Genomic DNA, 16455 nt, shown 5'->3' with positions numbered 1-16455 from the left:
TGGGCTTCCTTAGTCGATCATTTCGGTCTGGCGTTCGACCGGGTCGATCAGCACGGCCTTCTGCTGGCGCACCAGCAGGTCGAGGATTTCGTCCTGGCGCTCGCCGAGCACGCCGTTGAAGCTGATGCCGTTGGCCTTGCGCGGCATCAGCATCGACACCTTGTACAGCTCCACCGACAGGGGCGAGTCGATCGACAGCGGGCCGGAGCCGTTGGCCGCCAGCTCGCCGCCGACCACGATCAGCGACACCTTGGTGTCGAACGGGTCGAGGGCGATGTCGCGGTCGGTGTCGGAGAGGTCCTTGATGTGCCCGTACACGCCCACCAGGCCGTTGGCCATGGCGACGTTTTCGTACAGGCGGATGTTCACGCTGTTGCGCACGCGGATGCCGTGGCGACGGTTGTTGATCAGCTTGTTGCCCCAGATCAGGTTGTCGCCGCTCTCGTACAGGGTGATGCCGTCGGTGTGGTTGCGGTAGATCTCGTTGTAGGCGATCAGGTTGTTGACGCTGTTGCGGTCGATCACCACCCCCGAGAGCTTGTTGTCGTAGCTCTTGTTGTTGATGATCCAGCTGTCGTTGACCTCGCGCGAAACGATGATCCCGTGCTTCTTCTTGGTGCCGTACACGGTGTTGCCGGCGATGATCAGGCGGTGCGAGCGGTCGTGGGGGTCGATGCCGTAGACGATGTTGTCGCGGTAGGTCGAGTCCTTGATCACGAAGTCCTGGGTCTCGTAGCAGTAGAAGCCGTACCACATGTCGCTGAACTCGGAGCCGATGATCCAGCCGGTGGGTTCCGGGCGGCCCATCTGCTTGGCCATGTTCGGTGTGTACTGCGAGATGCTCACCCCGTACGACTTGGACTTGGCGTAGCCGAAGCTGGCCATCTTGCTGTTGACGATATAGGTCTCGGTGCCGCCCCAGCTGAGCAGGAACGGGCGGAATTCATCGGGCTTGCGGAAGGTCGCCGGGCCATTGGCCTGCTCGCGCCAGCCGGTCACCTGGGTGTCGCTGACAAACAGCTTGCCGTCGTTGACGATGAACGACCCACCTTCTTCGGACAGGCGCAGCTCCTTGACCTTGCCGTCGATCTCCAGCACGCCCTTGCGCCCGACCACGATCGGCAGGCGGGCGAGGTAGACACCTGGCGCGGTCTCGCGCAGGTACTGGTCGGGTACCTTTTTGCTCAGCTCCACCAAGTCGACATGCCCGTCGTCGACGAAGATCGCCTGGGGAATGCCGTGCTGGCGACGCACCCACTCGGCGCCCTTGTTGTCGCCGCCGATGAACTCCTTGAGGGTGTCCTCCTGGAGCATGCGGCGCACGCTGACCTTGCCCTTGTGGCGGCGGTCGATCTTCTTCTGCACGGCCTCGGCGGTGTAGCCGGACAGGTCAGGCAGTTTGGGCGGGGCCATCTTCAGCGGCTCGATTGGCGCGCTGGACACGGTGTAGGTCTTGGCCTGTTGCAGCCCCTTGGCCATCTCGGGCTCGGCGGCCTGGGCAAGGCCGCCGGCCAGCAGCAGGGCGCTGGCGAGCAGGCTGTGGCGAAGGTTCGGGTGCAGGTTCATGGCTATCCTCTCCCGGCCTCAGTAGCGCCAGATTACGTCGACGAAGGCGCGGTGCATGTACGAGTCGGCCTCTTTGCCATAGGCGTCGCCCGGCTTGAACACACCGGCGCGCAGGCGTACCAAGGCCGACGGTTCGTCGATCGACTGGCTGATCGAGGCCGGCAGCAGGCCTTGCTTGAAGTACTTGGTGACGACCACGTCCATCTCCTGGCCCAGGTCTTTCTCGCCCTGCACCAGCGGGCGGCTGATGCCGCCGTCGTCGACCACCGCGTTGATGCCGCTGGAGCCGATGTTCTGCTTGCCGTCGACGCGCCAGAACTTGTGGTAGATGAAGCTGGCGTCGTAGTCGTCGCGCAACTGCCAGGAGGCGAACAGGGTGGCCGCCTGCAGGTTGCCCAGCTCGCCGCGGAACGCTTCGCCGAAGCGGTGCACGCGCGAGCGGGTGCCGGTGAAGTTGGAGCGGTTGCTCTCCAGGCCGGTCTGCTCGAAGTTGTTCGAACCGTCGCTGCCGCCACCACCGCTGCCCCGGGCATAGGCCGCGCCGACCTGCCATTGCGGGTCCAGGCGCAAGCGGATGCCGAGGTCGGTGGCCCAGGCGTTGACGTCGCCGCTCTGTTTACCGGTGGCGACCTGTTCGTTGCCCACCGCCTGGCTGCTGAGGGTGTCGCGGTCGCCGGTCAGCCAGGTGACGCTGCCCCAGTAGTTGACGGTGTGGTCGTTGCGCCAGTTGTAGGCGTCGCTGTTGGCTTCCAGGCCCAGCCAGGTCAGATCGCCCGTGCGGGTCTTGTCGAGGGCGTCGACGGTCTCGCCGGGGCTCTTCAGGCTGCCGCCATCATGAGTGTGGTGGGCGCGCAGGCCGACCCAGTGGCCGGGTGTCCACTGCGTGGCGACGTTGCCGTAGACGTGGGTGCGGTCCTTGTCCTCTGGAGCTAGCTCGGTGAGGTCGGTGCGGTATTCGCTGAAGCGCTGGGCCACGCCCAGGTCGGCTTTGAGCAGGGTGGTATCGAAGGTCCAGTTCAGCGCCTCGATGTTGGTGTCGCGCCACATGCCGTCGTCGCTGCGCAGGCGCTGGCGACCGAAACGCAGCTGCTCGCCGGGGTAGGGGGTCAGGCCGCTGTAGCCGATCCAGAACTCGCGCATGGCCAGGTAGCTCTTGTCCGGCTTGCGGCTGTCGTCGCCGTTGTCGATGGTGGTGCCGTCGTCGTTCTGGCGCAGGGTGTCGGTCTCGATGATGTCGGTGGCGGCCACCGCCTGGCCCATGGCGAAGGCGCTCCAGTGTCCGCGCTCGCCGTACACCCAGGGCCGCAGGTCCAGGCCCAGGCCGTTGACGTCGCCGCCGGAGCGGGTGCCCAGGTCGCGGTCGTCCTCGGACTGGCCGGTGATCTTCACGTCGAGACCGAAGTTCTTCTGCGCGGTTTCGGCCGCCAGGGTCGGCATCGACCACAGCAGGGCGAAGCCCAGGCCGATGCCGGCTTTCACGAAGGGGTTGAGCGTCATAGCGAATCCTCGGCGTCTACGTCGTCTTTCTCGTCCTGCAGCGCTTCGATGGCCAGGGTGCTGTTGGCGCCCCGGGCCATGCTGCCGCGCGCCTGCTTCTCCTGCGCCAGCAGGTTCTGCGCCTGGTTGCGCTGGTCGGGCGTGAGCTGCTGGTCGAGCTGTTGCAGCAGTTCGGTCGACTGCGGGGTCGGGTTGACCTGTGAGAGCTGGGCGAATACCCAGGCATTGGTCGGCGCCGGGCGGATGCCGTGGCCTTCGCTGAACAGCTGGGCCAGGGCGTAGTCGGCGCTGTTCTGGCCACCGCGGGCGGCGGCCAGCAGGTGGTCCACGGCTTTCTGCGGCTCGACCTGGCCCAGGTAGCCACGGCGGTAGAGCTGGCCAAGGTAGTAGTCGGCGCTCACCTCGCCGGCATCGGCGGCGGCCTGCAGGTGCTCCTGGGCCTTCTGCGCGTCGGCGGGCACGCTCTTGCCTTCGTAGTAGAGCCGGCCCAGCAGCAGTTCGGCGCGGGGCTGCTCGGCCTCGCGGCCCTTGTCGATGTAGGCCATCAGCTGGTCGGTGTCGCCCAGCTCGGGGAAGTCGTAGAGCAGTTGCGCCAGGCTTACCCAGGATGTCGGGTTGGCCGGTGCGACCTGCTCGAGCAGGTCCTTGGCAGTCTTCTCGTCGGTCTGGCCGAGGCTGCGGTCGGCCAGTACCCGGGCGACGCTGTCGACCCGGGTGGCCGGCACGGCGCCACGGGCATGAGCGGCTTTGAGTTGTTCGAGCAGGGCAGCCTGCTGGTCGGGCTGGGCGCGTTTCTGGTAGACGGTGGCCAGTTCGACATAGCAGATGTCGGTGCTGGCCAGTGCCGCCTTGCAGATCTTCTCCACATCGCCCAGGTGCTGGTCGTAGGTGTCCTGGGTGCGGTACAGCAGGACCTGGGCCAGGCCCGCCTCGGGGTTGCCGGCGGCGCGCCACTGGTCGATCTGCTGCTGGGCGTTGACCTTGGGGAAGCTCTGCGGGTACTGCAGGTAGAGCATCGCCAGGGGGATCAGGGTGTTGCCTTCGCCCTGTTGCGCGGCGAGTTTGAGCAGCGACTCGGCTTCTTCACGCTCGGCCTGGGTGCTGTCGGGCTTGGCCACCAGCAGGCGGCCGAGACGCGCCTGGGCACGGGGCGAGGTGGCGGCTGCGGCGCGGTAGGTGGCTTCGGCTTGCTTGAGCTTGGCCGGGTCGCGGGTACCGACCTGGATGTCCGCCAGGCCGATCTGGGCGTCGCTATAGCCGAGGTCGGCCAGAGCCTTGTAGTTGCGCTCGGCGGTGGCGGTGTCGCCACGCTTGAGCGCTTCATTGGCCAGGCGCTGGTCGGGCAGGCCGGCGCAGCCAGCCAGGGTGATGGCCAGGGCCAGGGTGCATAACCCGAGGCTGAAGGCCTCACTGTGGGAGCCGGGGTGTCTGCTGGTCATCGGCATGATCCTCTTACAGCCCACGGGCCACGGCCTTGTCGATCAGCCAGTTCAGCGACGGGCCACGGTCGCTGTTGACCGCGGCCGGGCGCCCGGCGAGCTCGGCCGGCAGGCTGCCGTCGGGCTTGATCTGCACGCGGATGTCGGAGGCCAGGTTGTCGGTGTCCAGGCTGGAGCTACCGGTGATCCGCCCGGTGCGCACTTCGTCCTCGCCGGCGATCTGGAAGTTGACCTGGGTACCCGGCTTCACTTCGTCGAACTGGCGATAGCTGAAGCGCGCCTCGATGGTCGGGACGCTGGTGCGCGGGATCAGCGCGAACACCGGCTGGCCCTTGCTGGCGTACTGGCCGTCATCCACCAGCTGGCGCGAGACCACGCAGTCGCACGGGCTGGTGAGGGTGCCGGAGAGCTGCTTGCCGAACAGTTCCTCGACCTTGGCCGGCTCCAGCTGAGCGTCGTCCAGATGGCCCTTGAGCAGGTCGAGCATGCTGGTGTTGAAGGTCGCCAGCGGCGCGCCCTTGGCCACGGTCGCGCCGTTCTCCACCAGGCTTTGCAGACTGCCGTCGCGGGGCATGGTGACGTTGGTGGTGGGCACCGCGACCACGCCGGCCTCGGCATGGCTGACGAAATACAGGCCGTACAGCGACTTGGCGACGAAGCCGAAGGCCACCAGGCCGACCACGAACACCCCGGCTGTCACGGTGACCGCACGCAGGCGGCCGAAGGCGGAAAGACCGGAGCCACCGTCCTTCTGCTTGCGCGCCTTGGTGAAGTTGTCGCGCTGCAGGGTACTGAGCACATCGCCGACGCTGATCAGCTCGCCGGACAGGTGGCTGGTGATGATGTGGCGCAGGGTGGCGATGTCGCGCGGCTCGAGGTTCTGGAACTCGGTACCGGTGCGGCCGGTCTCGCGGCTGCTGGTACGCACCAGCAGTTCGACGTCCATCGACAGGCCGAGGTTGTCGACCACGAACTGCAGGCGACCGCGCAGCACTTCGCCTTCCGGCAGTGGTTTCTTCGCGTGGAAGGACAGGCCTCCGGCGGACAGGTCGTCAACCTTCACCTCCTGCGCTTCGCGGTTGCCATCCAGGTAGCGCAGCTTGGCGGGGATGCGCACCCGGGCGTGCTGGCGCTGCGCTTCGGATTCATGCACGACATTGACGTTCACGGCGGTATTCATGGCGATATTCGTTCCTGTTGTCCGATCCGGGGGCTCACACGACCATGAACAGCACGGCGACGAAGATGCTCGCGGCCGAGAAGGTCATGGTCCGCGAGGACCAGGTGTTGAACCATTGTTGAAAACTTGCGAGGTCGCGCTTGAGGGCAGTGGGCTGGCGGGTCCAGGACTGCTTGTCGAGGCGGAAGAACACGTAGATCTTCATCACCGCGCCGACGATCTGGTTGTAATAGAGGATCAGCGGGTAGGCCGGGCCGACGTTGTGGCCCGAGCACAGCAGCATGACGGTGAGGATCAGCCGGGTGATGCCGATCCACAGCAGGTACACCAGCAGGAACTGCAGGCCGAACTTGAAGCTGGCGATCACCGCCACGGTCAGGCCCAGCAGGCTGGTCCACATCGACACGCGCTGGTCGAGCAGCACGATGCTGGTGAACAGCCCCAGGCGCTTGAGGCCCAGGCCCAGGGCGCGGGAGTTCTGCCGCAGGTTGTTGCCATACCAGCGGTACATCAGCTTGCGGCTGGCCTTGATGAAGCTTTTTTCCGGCGGGTGCTCGACCGTGTTGATCGCGGCATCGGGCACGTAGAAGGTGTCGTAGCCCAGGCGCATCAGGCTGAACCAGCTGGACTTGTCGTCGCCGGTGAGGAACTTGAAGCGGCCCAGGCGCCAGTGCATCAGCGAGTCGCTCTCGACGTCGGCGATGAACTCGGGGTTGGTCACCACGCTTGCGCGGAACATCGACATGCGCCCGGTCATGGTCAGCACGCGCTTGCTCAGTGCCATGGAGCACATGTTGATGTGGCGCTGGGCGAAGCGCAGCTTGTGCCACTCGCTCATGATGTAGCCGCCGCGCACTTCGCAGAACTCGTTGGTGGTCAGGCCACCGACGTTGGGGTACAGGCCGAACCATGGCACGGTCTTGCGCACCACGCCCTCGGCCAGCACAGTGTCGCCGTCGATCACCGCCACCACGGCGTTTTCGTCCGGCAGCATCCGCGAGATGGCGCGAAAACCATAGGCCAGGCCGTCACGCTTGCCGGTGCCGGCGATGCGCACGATGTCCAGGGTCACGTGGGACGGTGGGTTGTACTTGGCCCACAGGCTTTTCACCAGCAGCTCGTCGGACTTCTCCACCAGCGAGCAGACCACGGTGGTGGGGAAGCCGCAGTCGATGGCCTCGCGGATTACCGAGCTGTACACCTGGGCGGTGGTCAGGGCCTCGATACGAAAGCTGGTGACCATCAGGTACACGTGCGACGGGTCGGCCGCCTGGCCCAGCTTGCGCACCTTGCGGCGCAGGTAGGGGTACACGATGTACAGGAAGATCATGCCGCGGATGAAATGGGTGGCGCCCATGGAGTAACGCCAGATGCCGACGGCACCGACCAGGAAGATGAAGTGCTTCGACTGCGAGTCGAAGATGTCGCTGGGCAGGGCCAGGGCGATCAGCATGAGCAGGCTCATGTAGAGCAGCCAGCCGGCGCATTGCAGCAGCATGGTCTGGAACCTTTGCATGTTCGGCATCCGTCGAGAATTCGGGGGAGGTCGAGCGGCGCGCTGGGGAGGGACGCGCCGCCCGGCCGGGTTTACCAGCAGATACCTTCGGTGCGGCTGGTGGCGCAGGTCGGCTTGCTCATGAAGCCGACCAGGTCGATCACCTGCTTGCCTTCCGGTGCCTGCTGGGCCAGGGCGCGGAACTGCTCGTCACGGTTGCCCAGGATGATGATCTCGGCGTTGTCCACCACCTGCTCGAAGTTGGCGTTGAGCAAGGAGGAAACGTGGGGGATCTTCGACTCGATGTAGTCCTTGTTGGCGCCGTGGACACGGGCGTACTCGACGTTCTGGTCGTAGATGTCGAGCTGGTAGCCCTTGCCGATCAGGCGTTCGGCCAGCTCCACCAGCGGGCTTTCGCGCAGGTCGTCGGTGCCGGCCTTGAACGAAAGGCCGAGCAGGGCGACCTTGCGCTTGTCGTGGCTCTCGATGATGTCAAAGGCGTTCTGCACCTGGGATTCGTTGCTGCGCATCAGCGAGTCGAGCAGCGGGGCGCGCACGTCGAGGCTGGCGGCGCGGTAGGTGAGGGCGCGCACGTCCTTGGGCAGGCACGAACCGCCGAAGGCGAAGCCTGGGCGCATGTAGTACTGCGACAGGTTCAGCGCCTTGTCCTGGCAGACCACGTCCATCACCTCGCGGCCATCGACGCCGACGGCCTTGGCGATGTTGCCGATCTCGTTGGCGAAGGTGACCTTGGTCGCGTGCCAGACGTTGCAGGTGTACTTGATCATCTCGGCCACTTTCGACCGGCTTGCGGATGATCGGTGCGTCGAGCTCTTCGTACAGGGCCTGCAGCACGTCGCCGCTGGCGCTGTCCAGTTCGCCGATGACGGTCATCGGCGGCTGGTCGTAGTCCTTGATCGCGGTACTTTCGCGCAGGAACTCCGGGTTGACCGCGACGCCGAAGTCGACGCCGGCCTTCTTGCCCGAGCAGTCTTCCAGAATCGGGATGACCACGTTCTTCACGGTGCCCGGCAGCACGGTGCTGCGCACCACCACGGTGTGACGGCTGGCCTTGTCGCGCAGCACGTAGCCGATCTCGCGGCATACCGACTCGATGTATTCCAGGCCCAGGTCGCCGTTCTTCTTGCTCGGCGTGCCCACGCAGATCATCGACACGTCGCTGGCGCGGATGGCTTCGGCGAAGTCGGTGGTGCCGCGCAGGCGGCCGTTGGCGATGCCCTGTTGCAGCAGTTCCTCGAGGCCCGGTTCGACGATGGGCGACTTGCCCTGGTTGATCAGGTCGATCTTGGTGCTGGAAACGTCCACACCAATCACGTCATGGCCTCGTGCCGACAGGCAACCTGCACAGACTGCACCCACATAACCCAAACCAAAGATGCTGATACGCATCGCATTCACCTCATGTGTTTATCACGTCAGCCCTTCAGCGAAGAGCCGACTGGGTTGATTGACCAGCAGTTTTCGGGCGCACGGATCCATGGCGAATTGACACTTCACCGAACGCAGGCATGAATAAATCCGGAGCGCAGAAAGTTATGCACTCAAAGTTGGCAGTCAAAGGCCAGTATTAAAAATGGCGTGCCCTGAAATGCAGCCGTCGTTATTGCAATTCACCGCTGGTGAAGTGCTGTGCTTGTTTTTTCAAGTGGATAAATCCTTTGAAATCAACCACTAGGACGAATTTTAGGGGCGCTTGTCTCCTGCATGGATAATGGCTTTTGGCACTTCCTGTACCGCCGTTGAAGTTTTCGGGTCGGTTGAGAATGGCGGCCCTTTGTCATCTGTAAGTCATCTCTCACGCCGGGCGCTTGAAACGCGTTACGGGTGCTATGAGCCATCTCCCTTGGCAGAAGTTCCGGGGGCGGTTTCGTCACCATGAAAGATTTCTAAATATTTTTTCAGAGGGAAATACTTTCAATCTGATAGCACGCGGCAGTTTCGTCCCCGTATATAAAGGGCGAAATCGCAGGGGGATGGTTTTAGGCCATCATGCGAAAATTTTTTTCAATTTTCGTCAAAAAACTACGAACGGTCTTATGGCGTTTTGCAATATGGATAGGGCTGGTGGTTTTTTGGCGTCTGTAATTTGGCGAATTCAAGGGTGAGCGCGTGCCCCGTTGCAGGGCAAGGGTGGGGTGGGGCTGCGAAGCAGCCCCCGGGGCCATCAACCCTCAGCGTGATCGCGCAGGAACACCAGATGATCCGGCTTCGACTGCTCGGCGCTGTAGTAGTACCCCTGCACATCAAAGCGCTTGAGCTGCTCCGGATCGTTGATCCGCTCCTGGATCACAAAGCGGCTCATCATTCCGCGGGCCTTCTTGGCGTAGAAGCTGATGATCTTGTACTGGCCGTTCTTCAGGTCCTTGAAGTCGACATCGATCACCCGCGCCTTGAGCGCGCTCTTCTTCACCGCGCTGAAGTACTCGTTGCTGGCCAGGTTCAGCAGCACGTCGTCACCCTGGTCGGCCAGGGCCTGGTTCAGCCACTCGCTGATGCGCGTACCCCAGAAGGCGTACAGGTCCTTGCCACGGGCATTGGCCAGCTTGGTACCCATTTCCAGGCGGTAGGGCTGCATCAGGTCCAGCGGGCGCAGCAGGCCGTACAGGCCCGAGAGCATGCGCAGGTGGTCCTGGGCGTAGCTGAAGTCATCCTCGCTAAGGCTCTCGGCGTCGAGCCCGGTGTACACGTCGCCCTTGAACGCCAGCAGTGCCTGCTTGGCGTTGGCCGGGGTGAAGTCCGGGGTCCAGCTGCCGAAGCGGGCGGCGTTGAGGCCGGCGAGCTTGTCGGAGAGGTGCATCAGCTCGGCGATCTGCGCCGGCGCCAGTTCGCGCAGTTGCCCGATCAGTTCCTGGGAATCGTCCAGGTACTGGGGCAGGGTGTGGCGCTGGGTTACCGGCGGGGTGTCGTAGTCGAGGGTCTTGGCGGGGGAAATCACCGTCAGCATCGGGTCGGCTCCTGGAATCGTCGGGCGAATTCTACGGGGCCGCTGGCACAACGCCAAACTATGGCGACGATAGTCACCGAACATCGCCACATTAAACCGCGGGTGGTCGCGTTATAGTGCGCGCCATGCCTTCAAGGAGATTGCTCATCGTGCGTATCGCGTTTGCCCTGTTCGCCGGGCTGCTCAGCCTGGGCGCGCAGGCGGCCCCGGCGGATTTCGTCAGTTTCGATCGAGCGCTGTGGCCTGAGCAGCTGGACAGCCCAACGCTGTTCGACGTGGCATCGCGGGCGGAGATCCTGTCGTTCGCCCGGGTGCTGCACGAAAGCGAGATGCTCGACGAGCAGGCGTTGACGGCCCGGCTCGGCCTGCGCCAGGTCAACCTGACCGTCGTGCGGGCCGTAAGGGCACGTCTGTGGCAGCGCCTGTGGACAAGTTATCAACAGGCGCAGAAGAGTTGCGAGCAGGATGCCTCGTTCTGCTACCCGGTTGAGTCCATGGCCGACCTGCGCACGCAGTCCGCCGTTTTCGCCGATGATGTCGGCACGTTCTATGCAGGATGGGTCGAACCTAGTCACCAGTTCCACACGCGGTACCTGGATGAGCAGTTGCGCAAGGCCGCGCTTTTCCCGCAGACCACCAGCGAGGTGGCCAAGCTATCCAGCCGCGAGCGCAATGGCGAGGCACTCAACGACCGGATGTTCCTCCTGACCTTCGTCGGCGGCCCGGGGCCGCAGGGCGGCAGCACCGATGCGGTGGCCGACTACCTGAGGCGGCAAAAGCTCGACGGGATTTTCTTCGTGCTCGGCAATCGTCTGCAGCAACGTCGCGACGCCGGCCCGGTGGATGAGCTGTATGCCGGCCAGTGCGTGGGTATCCAGGGTTGGGAGTACCGCTCCCACGCTCAGTGGCAGGACTGGCAGGATTCGCTACGACGCAGCCAGGCACGGGTCCAGGCCGGCCTGGCGGAGCAGTACGTGCCCTTGTTCCGCCCGCCCTATGGCCAGCGCCGCGCCGATGGCGAGGCGTTCATGGACAGCCAGCAGTTGCGGGTATCGTTGTGGGACATCGATGCCCAGGATGACGGGCCACTGACCGCCGAGGCCTCGGCACAGCGGGTGCTGACGCTGATGCTGCTGTGGCGCAAGGGCGTTATCCAGTTCCGCGACAACCAGCCCAAGGCGCAGCCGGCGCTGGAGTGGCTGCTGCAGCACACGGCCCAGAGCGGAATCGGCTGGGAGGATTGCCGGGAGTACGCCCGGCGGGAATAAAGAAGGGCGGGCGGATCAGTGCGCCAAGGCGCCGCATTGCGCCTCCCGTTGCATCGACTCCAGGTTGCGTTCGATCGTCTCGCAGATCGTGTCCATCGGGATCTGGTGCTCGCTGAAGCGGAACGGGCTCTGCAGGTCCGTGCCGATCCGCTCGATGGCCAGCAGCATGAAGCCGACCACCGTCGAGGCCAGCGGCGTGAACCAGCCTAGCGACTCCACCAGACCCACCGGCACGATCAGGCAGAACAACGTGATGAACAGCCGCGGGAAGTACACATAAGGGTAGGGCAGCGGCGTATTGGCGATCCGCTCCATCCCGCCCTGGGCGTTGGACATGTCCACCAGGGTCGATTCCAGCCGCGCCAGGCGAATGCTGTCCAGCCGACCGGCCTGGTACTCCTGGGCCAGCAAGGCCGCCGAGCCGCCGAGGATATCATTGGCGAAATTGTTCGAACGATTGCGCCGCTCGAACTCCCCGGGCGGTATGAAGGCCATCAGCTCATCCGGGCACTGCTCGCCCTTGAGGTGCGCCGCCAGGCAGTTCACGTAGGCGATATGCCGGCGCAGCAAGGTCGCCTTCACCGGGTTCGGCCCATCGACCGGATCATCGACCAGCGTCAGCACCTGCCGGGCGAAGCTGCGCGAGCTGTTCACCAGCGCCCCCCATAGCGTGCGCGCCTCCCACCAGCGGTTGTAGGCGCTGCTGTTGCGAAAGCTCACCAGCACCACCAGCGCCGAGCCCAGCAGGGTGAGCGGGATCAGCGGCAGGCTGAACTTGCTGTTGAAGAACAGCATGAAGTCGATGGTGACCAGCACGTCCCAGATCAACAGCCAGAACAGCGACCAGCCGATGTAGCCGAAGGTCTTGACCACCAGGCGGAATTTGCGGGCGAGGAGGGCTTTCACGGGGGGAACCTCGATGCGGGGGATGCAGGTTCCGACGTCGCGGGAGGGGCAAGGTTCGGTGGGATTCGTCGCAGGGTGTAACGGGAATTTACCGATCGCTCAAAGGTTGCGCGGGCGATTTTAGGCGGACTTGCCCCGCGAAGGGCTGCAACGCAGCCCCAATCCAGGCCACACCGCACACACGTAAATCACCTCAACCTCAGCTCAACACCTGCTTCATCTGCACCAGCGCTACCCGGGACCCATCCGGCGCCCGCCGCTCCTGGATCCCGAACGGCACAAAACCCAGCTGTGGATAAAGCAGCAGCCCTGCGGTGTTGTGATTGAAACACGACACCCAGACCTCCCGCGCCGCAAAGGCTTGGAGAGCCAAGTCGATCATGCACTGCACCAGATAACGTGCCACGCCCTGACCCCGCGCAGTTGGGGCTACAACCACATTACCCAGTGCGCAGACGCCTTCATACTCGGCCTTGTAGAAATTGGCGAAGCCAACGATCACCCCGTCGATTTCGACCACCGTCGAGCCGCTGCGCTGGGCGATGGCTTCGCTCAGTTGCGCGGGAGTGAGCGGGTAGGTGGCTTTGGGGAACATATAGAACAGTTCGTCCGGGCCTTGAGGGAAGTCGCAGAGCGTGGCGATGTCGGCAGGGCGAACGGGTCGATGGCTAAGTGGCATGGATGATGTTCCGCAGTTTTGAGAAATTGCCAACCCTGTGCAACTGATAGCGGGATGTCAATTCTGGGCAGGCTGCTTACAGTGAAGCGACCTCAGGTGTGTTGCCCAGGGCGTGCAGGACAAGTCGATCAAACAAGTTAATTGGCCGTTTTCCAGTCGATCAGCTCCAGATTGCGTCTGGTCCGCTTCATGTCGGCCAAGGCCAGCGAGGCTTTGGCGCGCCATAGGCGGCAGCGGTCGGCGTAGTCGAGTTGGCCGTTGAGTTCGAGAGCGGTACGGGTGGTATGGACGAACTCGACCGTGCCGAAAGCTGCGCAGCTTATGGTCTGGCTTCGTCCTGACGACATGATAGTCAGCCAGTTCTGTGGTACCTGAGAGATCACTCCGATATCGCTGAGGGCGCACTCGAGGCTGATGTAGTTGAGGTTGTCAGCTCGCAAGCGGGCCGCGGTGTGATAGAGCACGAGCCCAGGGTTGGGTTTGGCCGGAGTGAAGAGGTAAAGCCCCCTGCACGCCCTGATCAGGATGCTGTCGCTGGACGCCCTGCTCAGCAGCGAGCGATAGGCGCGGTCGGACAAGCCGGGCACCAGGGCACGCATATCCGCTGGCGTGAACAGATAGCGCTGGGGCGTGGCGAGGTGGTGCAGGCTTCGATAGAGGTACTGAAGCGGCTGCGCAGGCATGGATCGATCAACAGAAAGTCACGGTTTGTGAAACTTAGTGTAGAGCGGCAGCTCTGGCTACACAGTAAGTTGTACCTTGTGTGATTTTCTGTGCAGGAAGGGGGCTAGCGGCGAAGGTTTTCTGGGCTGTTGTAAGGGGCACTCAGAAATTCTCACTTGGTTGCAGCCCTGTTCCCCTCGCTCACCCGTGTAGTCAGCTTAGAAAAAGGCGCTGGCGGCTATTGCGTACCTGGTCGAGTTTTGAGTTGCTACGCGGCAGTGAACAAATCAGCCATGGAACAGGCTTCTGCGATCATTATCTGAGCTGCCGTGTAGGTAGCTCAGATAATTCTCTCCAAGGCTGCTTGAAATTGTTCCGGGTTCACTGCCGTATAGGCAGCTTAAAAATCCATCGGCGGATGAGCCGGGCATAGCCAGTGGTTCTCTGCCGTACAGGCTGTGGGTCACTGCGTCGCTACTGTGAGCAAGGCTTCATGCCTCTTGGCGCCCTGGCATACAAGACCTACTGCGTTGGCGCGAGGTTGATGACACTGTAGGTAAACTCGTAGTCCTTGCGCACGCTGCCGTTTTCGTCGTCCTTCACCTTGACCCGATCATCATCGTGTACGACCAATACTCGGTGCTGATCGAGTACTTCGACACCTTCCGGCTTGTTGGCGAACTTTATCGGTGCTCCATCCTTGCCTCTGACGGGTTGTGGCTGTCCTGCAGCGCCTTTTTCCAGAGGTAGCATCCACAGGTAACCACCGAGGACATCGCCTTTTTCGAAGCTGGTGACGGCATAGAAACGGTCATTGTTGTAACGGTCGAACTCGATGCCTGACAGTCCAAGCTCCGCAAGCGAGCCGTCGGGCAGTCCCAGTTCACGCGCGAGTTTGTCGGGTGTGAGGTCCAGGATGACCTTGAACGCATCGCCCAGCATCAGTTCTCCATCGAGCTGCTTCAACGAAACCGAGAGCAGCAGGAATGAGAAAGTGGCCGTCTTGCTGTCCTGACCGTACTTGCGCAGGCCGATCAACAAGGTGTCGTCGGGGGCGGTTGTCAGTGCTTCGACCTGGAAATAAGACGTGGCGGGCGAATGGGCGCCTCCTTCCTGCTGTTTGTGCAAGTCGATCGCCTTGAAGATCTTTTCCCGCAGTTCGCGCGAGCTGGTGATACCGCCTCGCGTTGAGGGTGACAGGACCTTGGCCTGGTCCGGCGCGATTACAGGCCAGTACACCAAGGTATTGAGCACATCGAGCCCGGGATTATCGAGGGTGCCTTCCTTGTTGAATGCAGTACTGGCGATGACGAATTTGCCGTCCAGGGTGGTGGTCAGGGCTTCGTATTTGTCGGCCTGGCTCAAGACCTGGTTTTCCAAGTAGGTAGGAGGGCCGATGGCCCGGTCGTCCTTGAGCTGCATCGTGAACACTGCGGAGCCAGCGGGGGTGGGCATGCGCTTGTCATTCACGAGGATCAACCCGGCACCGCTGCGCACAACTCCGGACACCTCGCAATTGACCTTCTGTACAGGGCTGAAGCAGGGGGCGATAAAGTGTTGTACCGACTCGGCGGTGGCGGCCATGACGCTGGTCGTGGACAGGCAGCACAGCACGCCTGCTAACAGGATGGATACGTTCCGTGTACACATGCGCTTGATACCCTGGCAGTTGGGCGCCTGATTGCGTCCTTCACGGTCAACATACTCATGGTCTCGAGCCGGGGTAACTGGCATTTTTGCCAGGTGCGAGGCAATGGCGAGAGCTGAGGGAAGGGCAGCTGCCAATTGCAGGCGCAAAAAAACCGACCATAAGGTCGGTTCTTTGCGAGTCCTGATGTCCGAGAGAGCCTACCTACAGGTATATCGCATCACTCGTACGGCTATCAGCCGCCTGATTCACTTCAGCGAAACTTCATTGAACTTGAGTGCCTGCTCTTCATTCATGCGAGTACGGAAGATGAGCTTGATGGATGGCGAGCGCTCGATCTTGCGATCAGCTTCCTGGAAAACCAACGTGACACGGGTGGGCACAGTACGAATCAGCTGGAACTCACCCCATGGATTGTTGCGTTGCTGGCCTACGCGCATTTCGCCGACACGCAACGGGGCGCCAGCTTCGTCGAACAGGCGGGAAGCGTTATCGAAGCGGAAATCACGGTCCATGCCCTGGTTGGTCAGCTCGAAGGTGCAGTTGGGGAAGCGGCCAATGTTCTCGCAACCGATCAGTTCGAACCTGACGTCATCCACCACCTCAAGGCGCTTGCCAAGCAGGTTGTTGCCTTCGTTTTCGACCACGGTCGATTGCACCTTGGCGAACTCGAAGGAAGGCTTCGCATACTCCGTACCCAGAATGAAGAAAATGAACGAGACCGCGGCGATCAGGAAGGTCAGCAGCGTGCCGTGCAGTACTTTGGGCAGGTTGCGCATCTGCCAGCAGATCGACAGGCTGCCAAGCAGCGTGAAGGTACTCACCAGCAGCACGATATTGCGCCAGTTGATGAAGCCAAAGCCAAACACGCTGGGATCAGGCACCAGGTAAGTGATGACAGCCCACATGCCGCCGAGCAGTACACCTATCCCTGTCATTACCTTGGCCACGAGAGATGTGATTCGGCTGCTACGTGTGGAAGGCAAGGTCTGTTCTGCCTGGATCATGCGAACTCCGTTTCGAGGCTGGGATAAAGCGCTAGGCTGATTGCAAACTGACATTATCGGCATCTGAAACGGTTTTGGTAAAGCGCATGACCGAGGGAGGGGATGAAAAGACGAGGGATCGAGCACATCGACGGATGCACTG

Annotated in this window: 12 protein-coding genes and 1 pseudogene; 1 reads left to right on the top strand and 12 read right to left on the bottom strand. The window is 62.7% G+C overall.

Annotation, left to right across the window (positions count from 1 at the left end; all coding sequences use genetic code 11):
• Window positions 1-9 precede the first annotated feature (9 nt).
• The 7 genes and pseudogenes from algG to yaaA form a co-directional block, all read right to left on the bottom strand.
• On the bottom strand, window positions 10-1566 hold the full coding sequence (gene algG, locus CC207_RS16145) for a mannuronan 5-epimerase AlgG (RefSeq protein WP_062364575.1): 1557 nt from the start codon (window positions 1564-1566) through the stop codon (window positions 10-12).
• 18 nt (window positions 1567-1584) lie between these two features.
• Window positions 1585-3063, bottom strand: a complete 1479-nt coding sequence (locus CC207_RS16140) for an alginate export family protein (protein WP_028689567.1) — start codon at window positions 3061-3063, stop codon at window positions 1585-1587.
• Window positions 3060-4502, bottom strand: a complete 1443-nt coding sequence (gene algK, locus CC207_RS16135; protein ID WP_028689568.1) for an alginate biosynthesis TPR repeat lipoprotein AlgK — start codon at window positions 4500-4502, stop codon at window positions 3060-3062. Before algK ends, CC207_RS16140 begins: the two co-directional genes overlap by 4 nt.
• 13 nt (window positions 4503-4515) lie before the next feature.
• On the bottom strand, window positions 4516-5682 hold the full coding sequence (locus tag CC207_RS16130; protein WP_028689569.1) for an alginate biosynthesis protein Alg44: 1167 nt from the start codon (window positions 5680-5682) through the stop codon (window positions 4516-4518).
• A gap of 34 nt (window positions 5683-5716) precedes the next feature.
• On the bottom strand, window positions 5717-7198 hold the full coding sequence (locus CC207_RS16125; RefSeq protein ID WP_062364571.1) for a glycosyltransferase family 2 protein: 1482 nt from the start codon (window positions 7196-7198) through the stop codon (window positions 5717-5719).
• A gap of 71 nt (window positions 7199-7269) precedes the next feature.
• A pseudogene (locus tag CC207_RS16120) lies at window positions 7270-8587 on the bottom strand (nucleotide sugar dehydrogenase).
• Window positions 8588-9362: 775 nt separating this feature from the next.
• Complete coding sequence (gene yaaA / locus CC207_RS16115) at window positions 9363-10142, bottom strand: peroxide stress protein YaaA (RefSeq protein WP_028689572.1); 780 nt, start codon at window positions 10140-10142, stop codon at window positions 9363-9365.
• A 149-nt stretch (window positions 10143-10291) separates the two neighbouring features.
• On the opposite strand from yaaA, the gene CC207_RS16110 reads away from it, so the two are divergent.
• The gene (locus CC207_RS16110) at window positions 10292-11410 is read left to right on the top strand and encodes a polysaccharide deacetylase family protein (RefSeq protein WP_088852397.1); all 1119 of its coding nucleotides are present in this window, start codon (window positions 10292-10294) and stop codon (window positions 11408-11410) included.
• Between the two features lie 15 nt (window positions 11411-11425).
• On the opposite strand, the gene CC207_RS16105 is transcribed toward CC207_RS16110, so the two are convergent.
• The 5 genes from CC207_RS16105 to CC207_RS16085 all read right to left on the bottom strand — a co-directional run bounded on the left by CC207_RS16105 (window position 11426) and on the right by CC207_RS16085 (window position 16313).
• Complete coding sequence (locus CC207_RS16105; protein WP_088852388.1) at window positions 11426-12316, bottom strand: bestrophin family protein; 891 nt, start codon at window positions 12314-12316, stop codon at window positions 11426-11428.
• A gap of 199 nt (window positions 12317-12515) precedes the next feature.
• Window positions 12516-12995, bottom strand: coding sequence for a GNAT family N-acetyltransferase (locus tag CC207_RS16100; protein ID WP_062364569.1), 480 nt, complete (start codon window positions 12993-12995; stop codon window positions 12516-12518).
• 137 nt (window positions 12996-13132) lie between these two features.
• Complete coding sequence (gene abiEi, locus CC207_RS16095) at window positions 13133-13678, bottom strand: type IV toxin-antitoxin system AbiEi family antitoxin (RefSeq protein WP_088852387.1); 546 nt, start codon at window positions 13676-13678, stop codon at window positions 13133-13135.
• A gap of 502 nt (window positions 13679-14180) precedes the next feature.
• A complete protein-coding gene (locus CC207_RS16090) occupies window positions 14181-15242 on the bottom strand; it encodes a hypothetical protein (RefSeq protein WP_247283588.1) in 1062 nt (353 codons plus the stop codon).
• A 312-nt stretch (window positions 15243-15554) separates the two neighbouring features.
• Entirely contained in the window at window positions 15555-16313 is a 759-nt protein-coding gene (locus CC207_RS16085) for a hypothetical protein (RefSeq protein WP_028689578.1), read from the bottom strand.
• Between the last annotated feature and the right edge of the window lie 142 nt (window positions 16314-16455).

Source organism: Pseudomonas sp. DrBHI1, from assembly GCF_002205115.1.
GTDB lineage: Bacteria > Pseudomonadota > Gammaproteobacteria > Pseudomonadales > Pseudomonadaceae > Aquipseudomonas > Aquipseudomonas mosselii.
The sequence above is the reverse complement of the archived record's forward strand: the minus strand, read 5'-3'. Positions and strand labels throughout refer to the sequence as shown.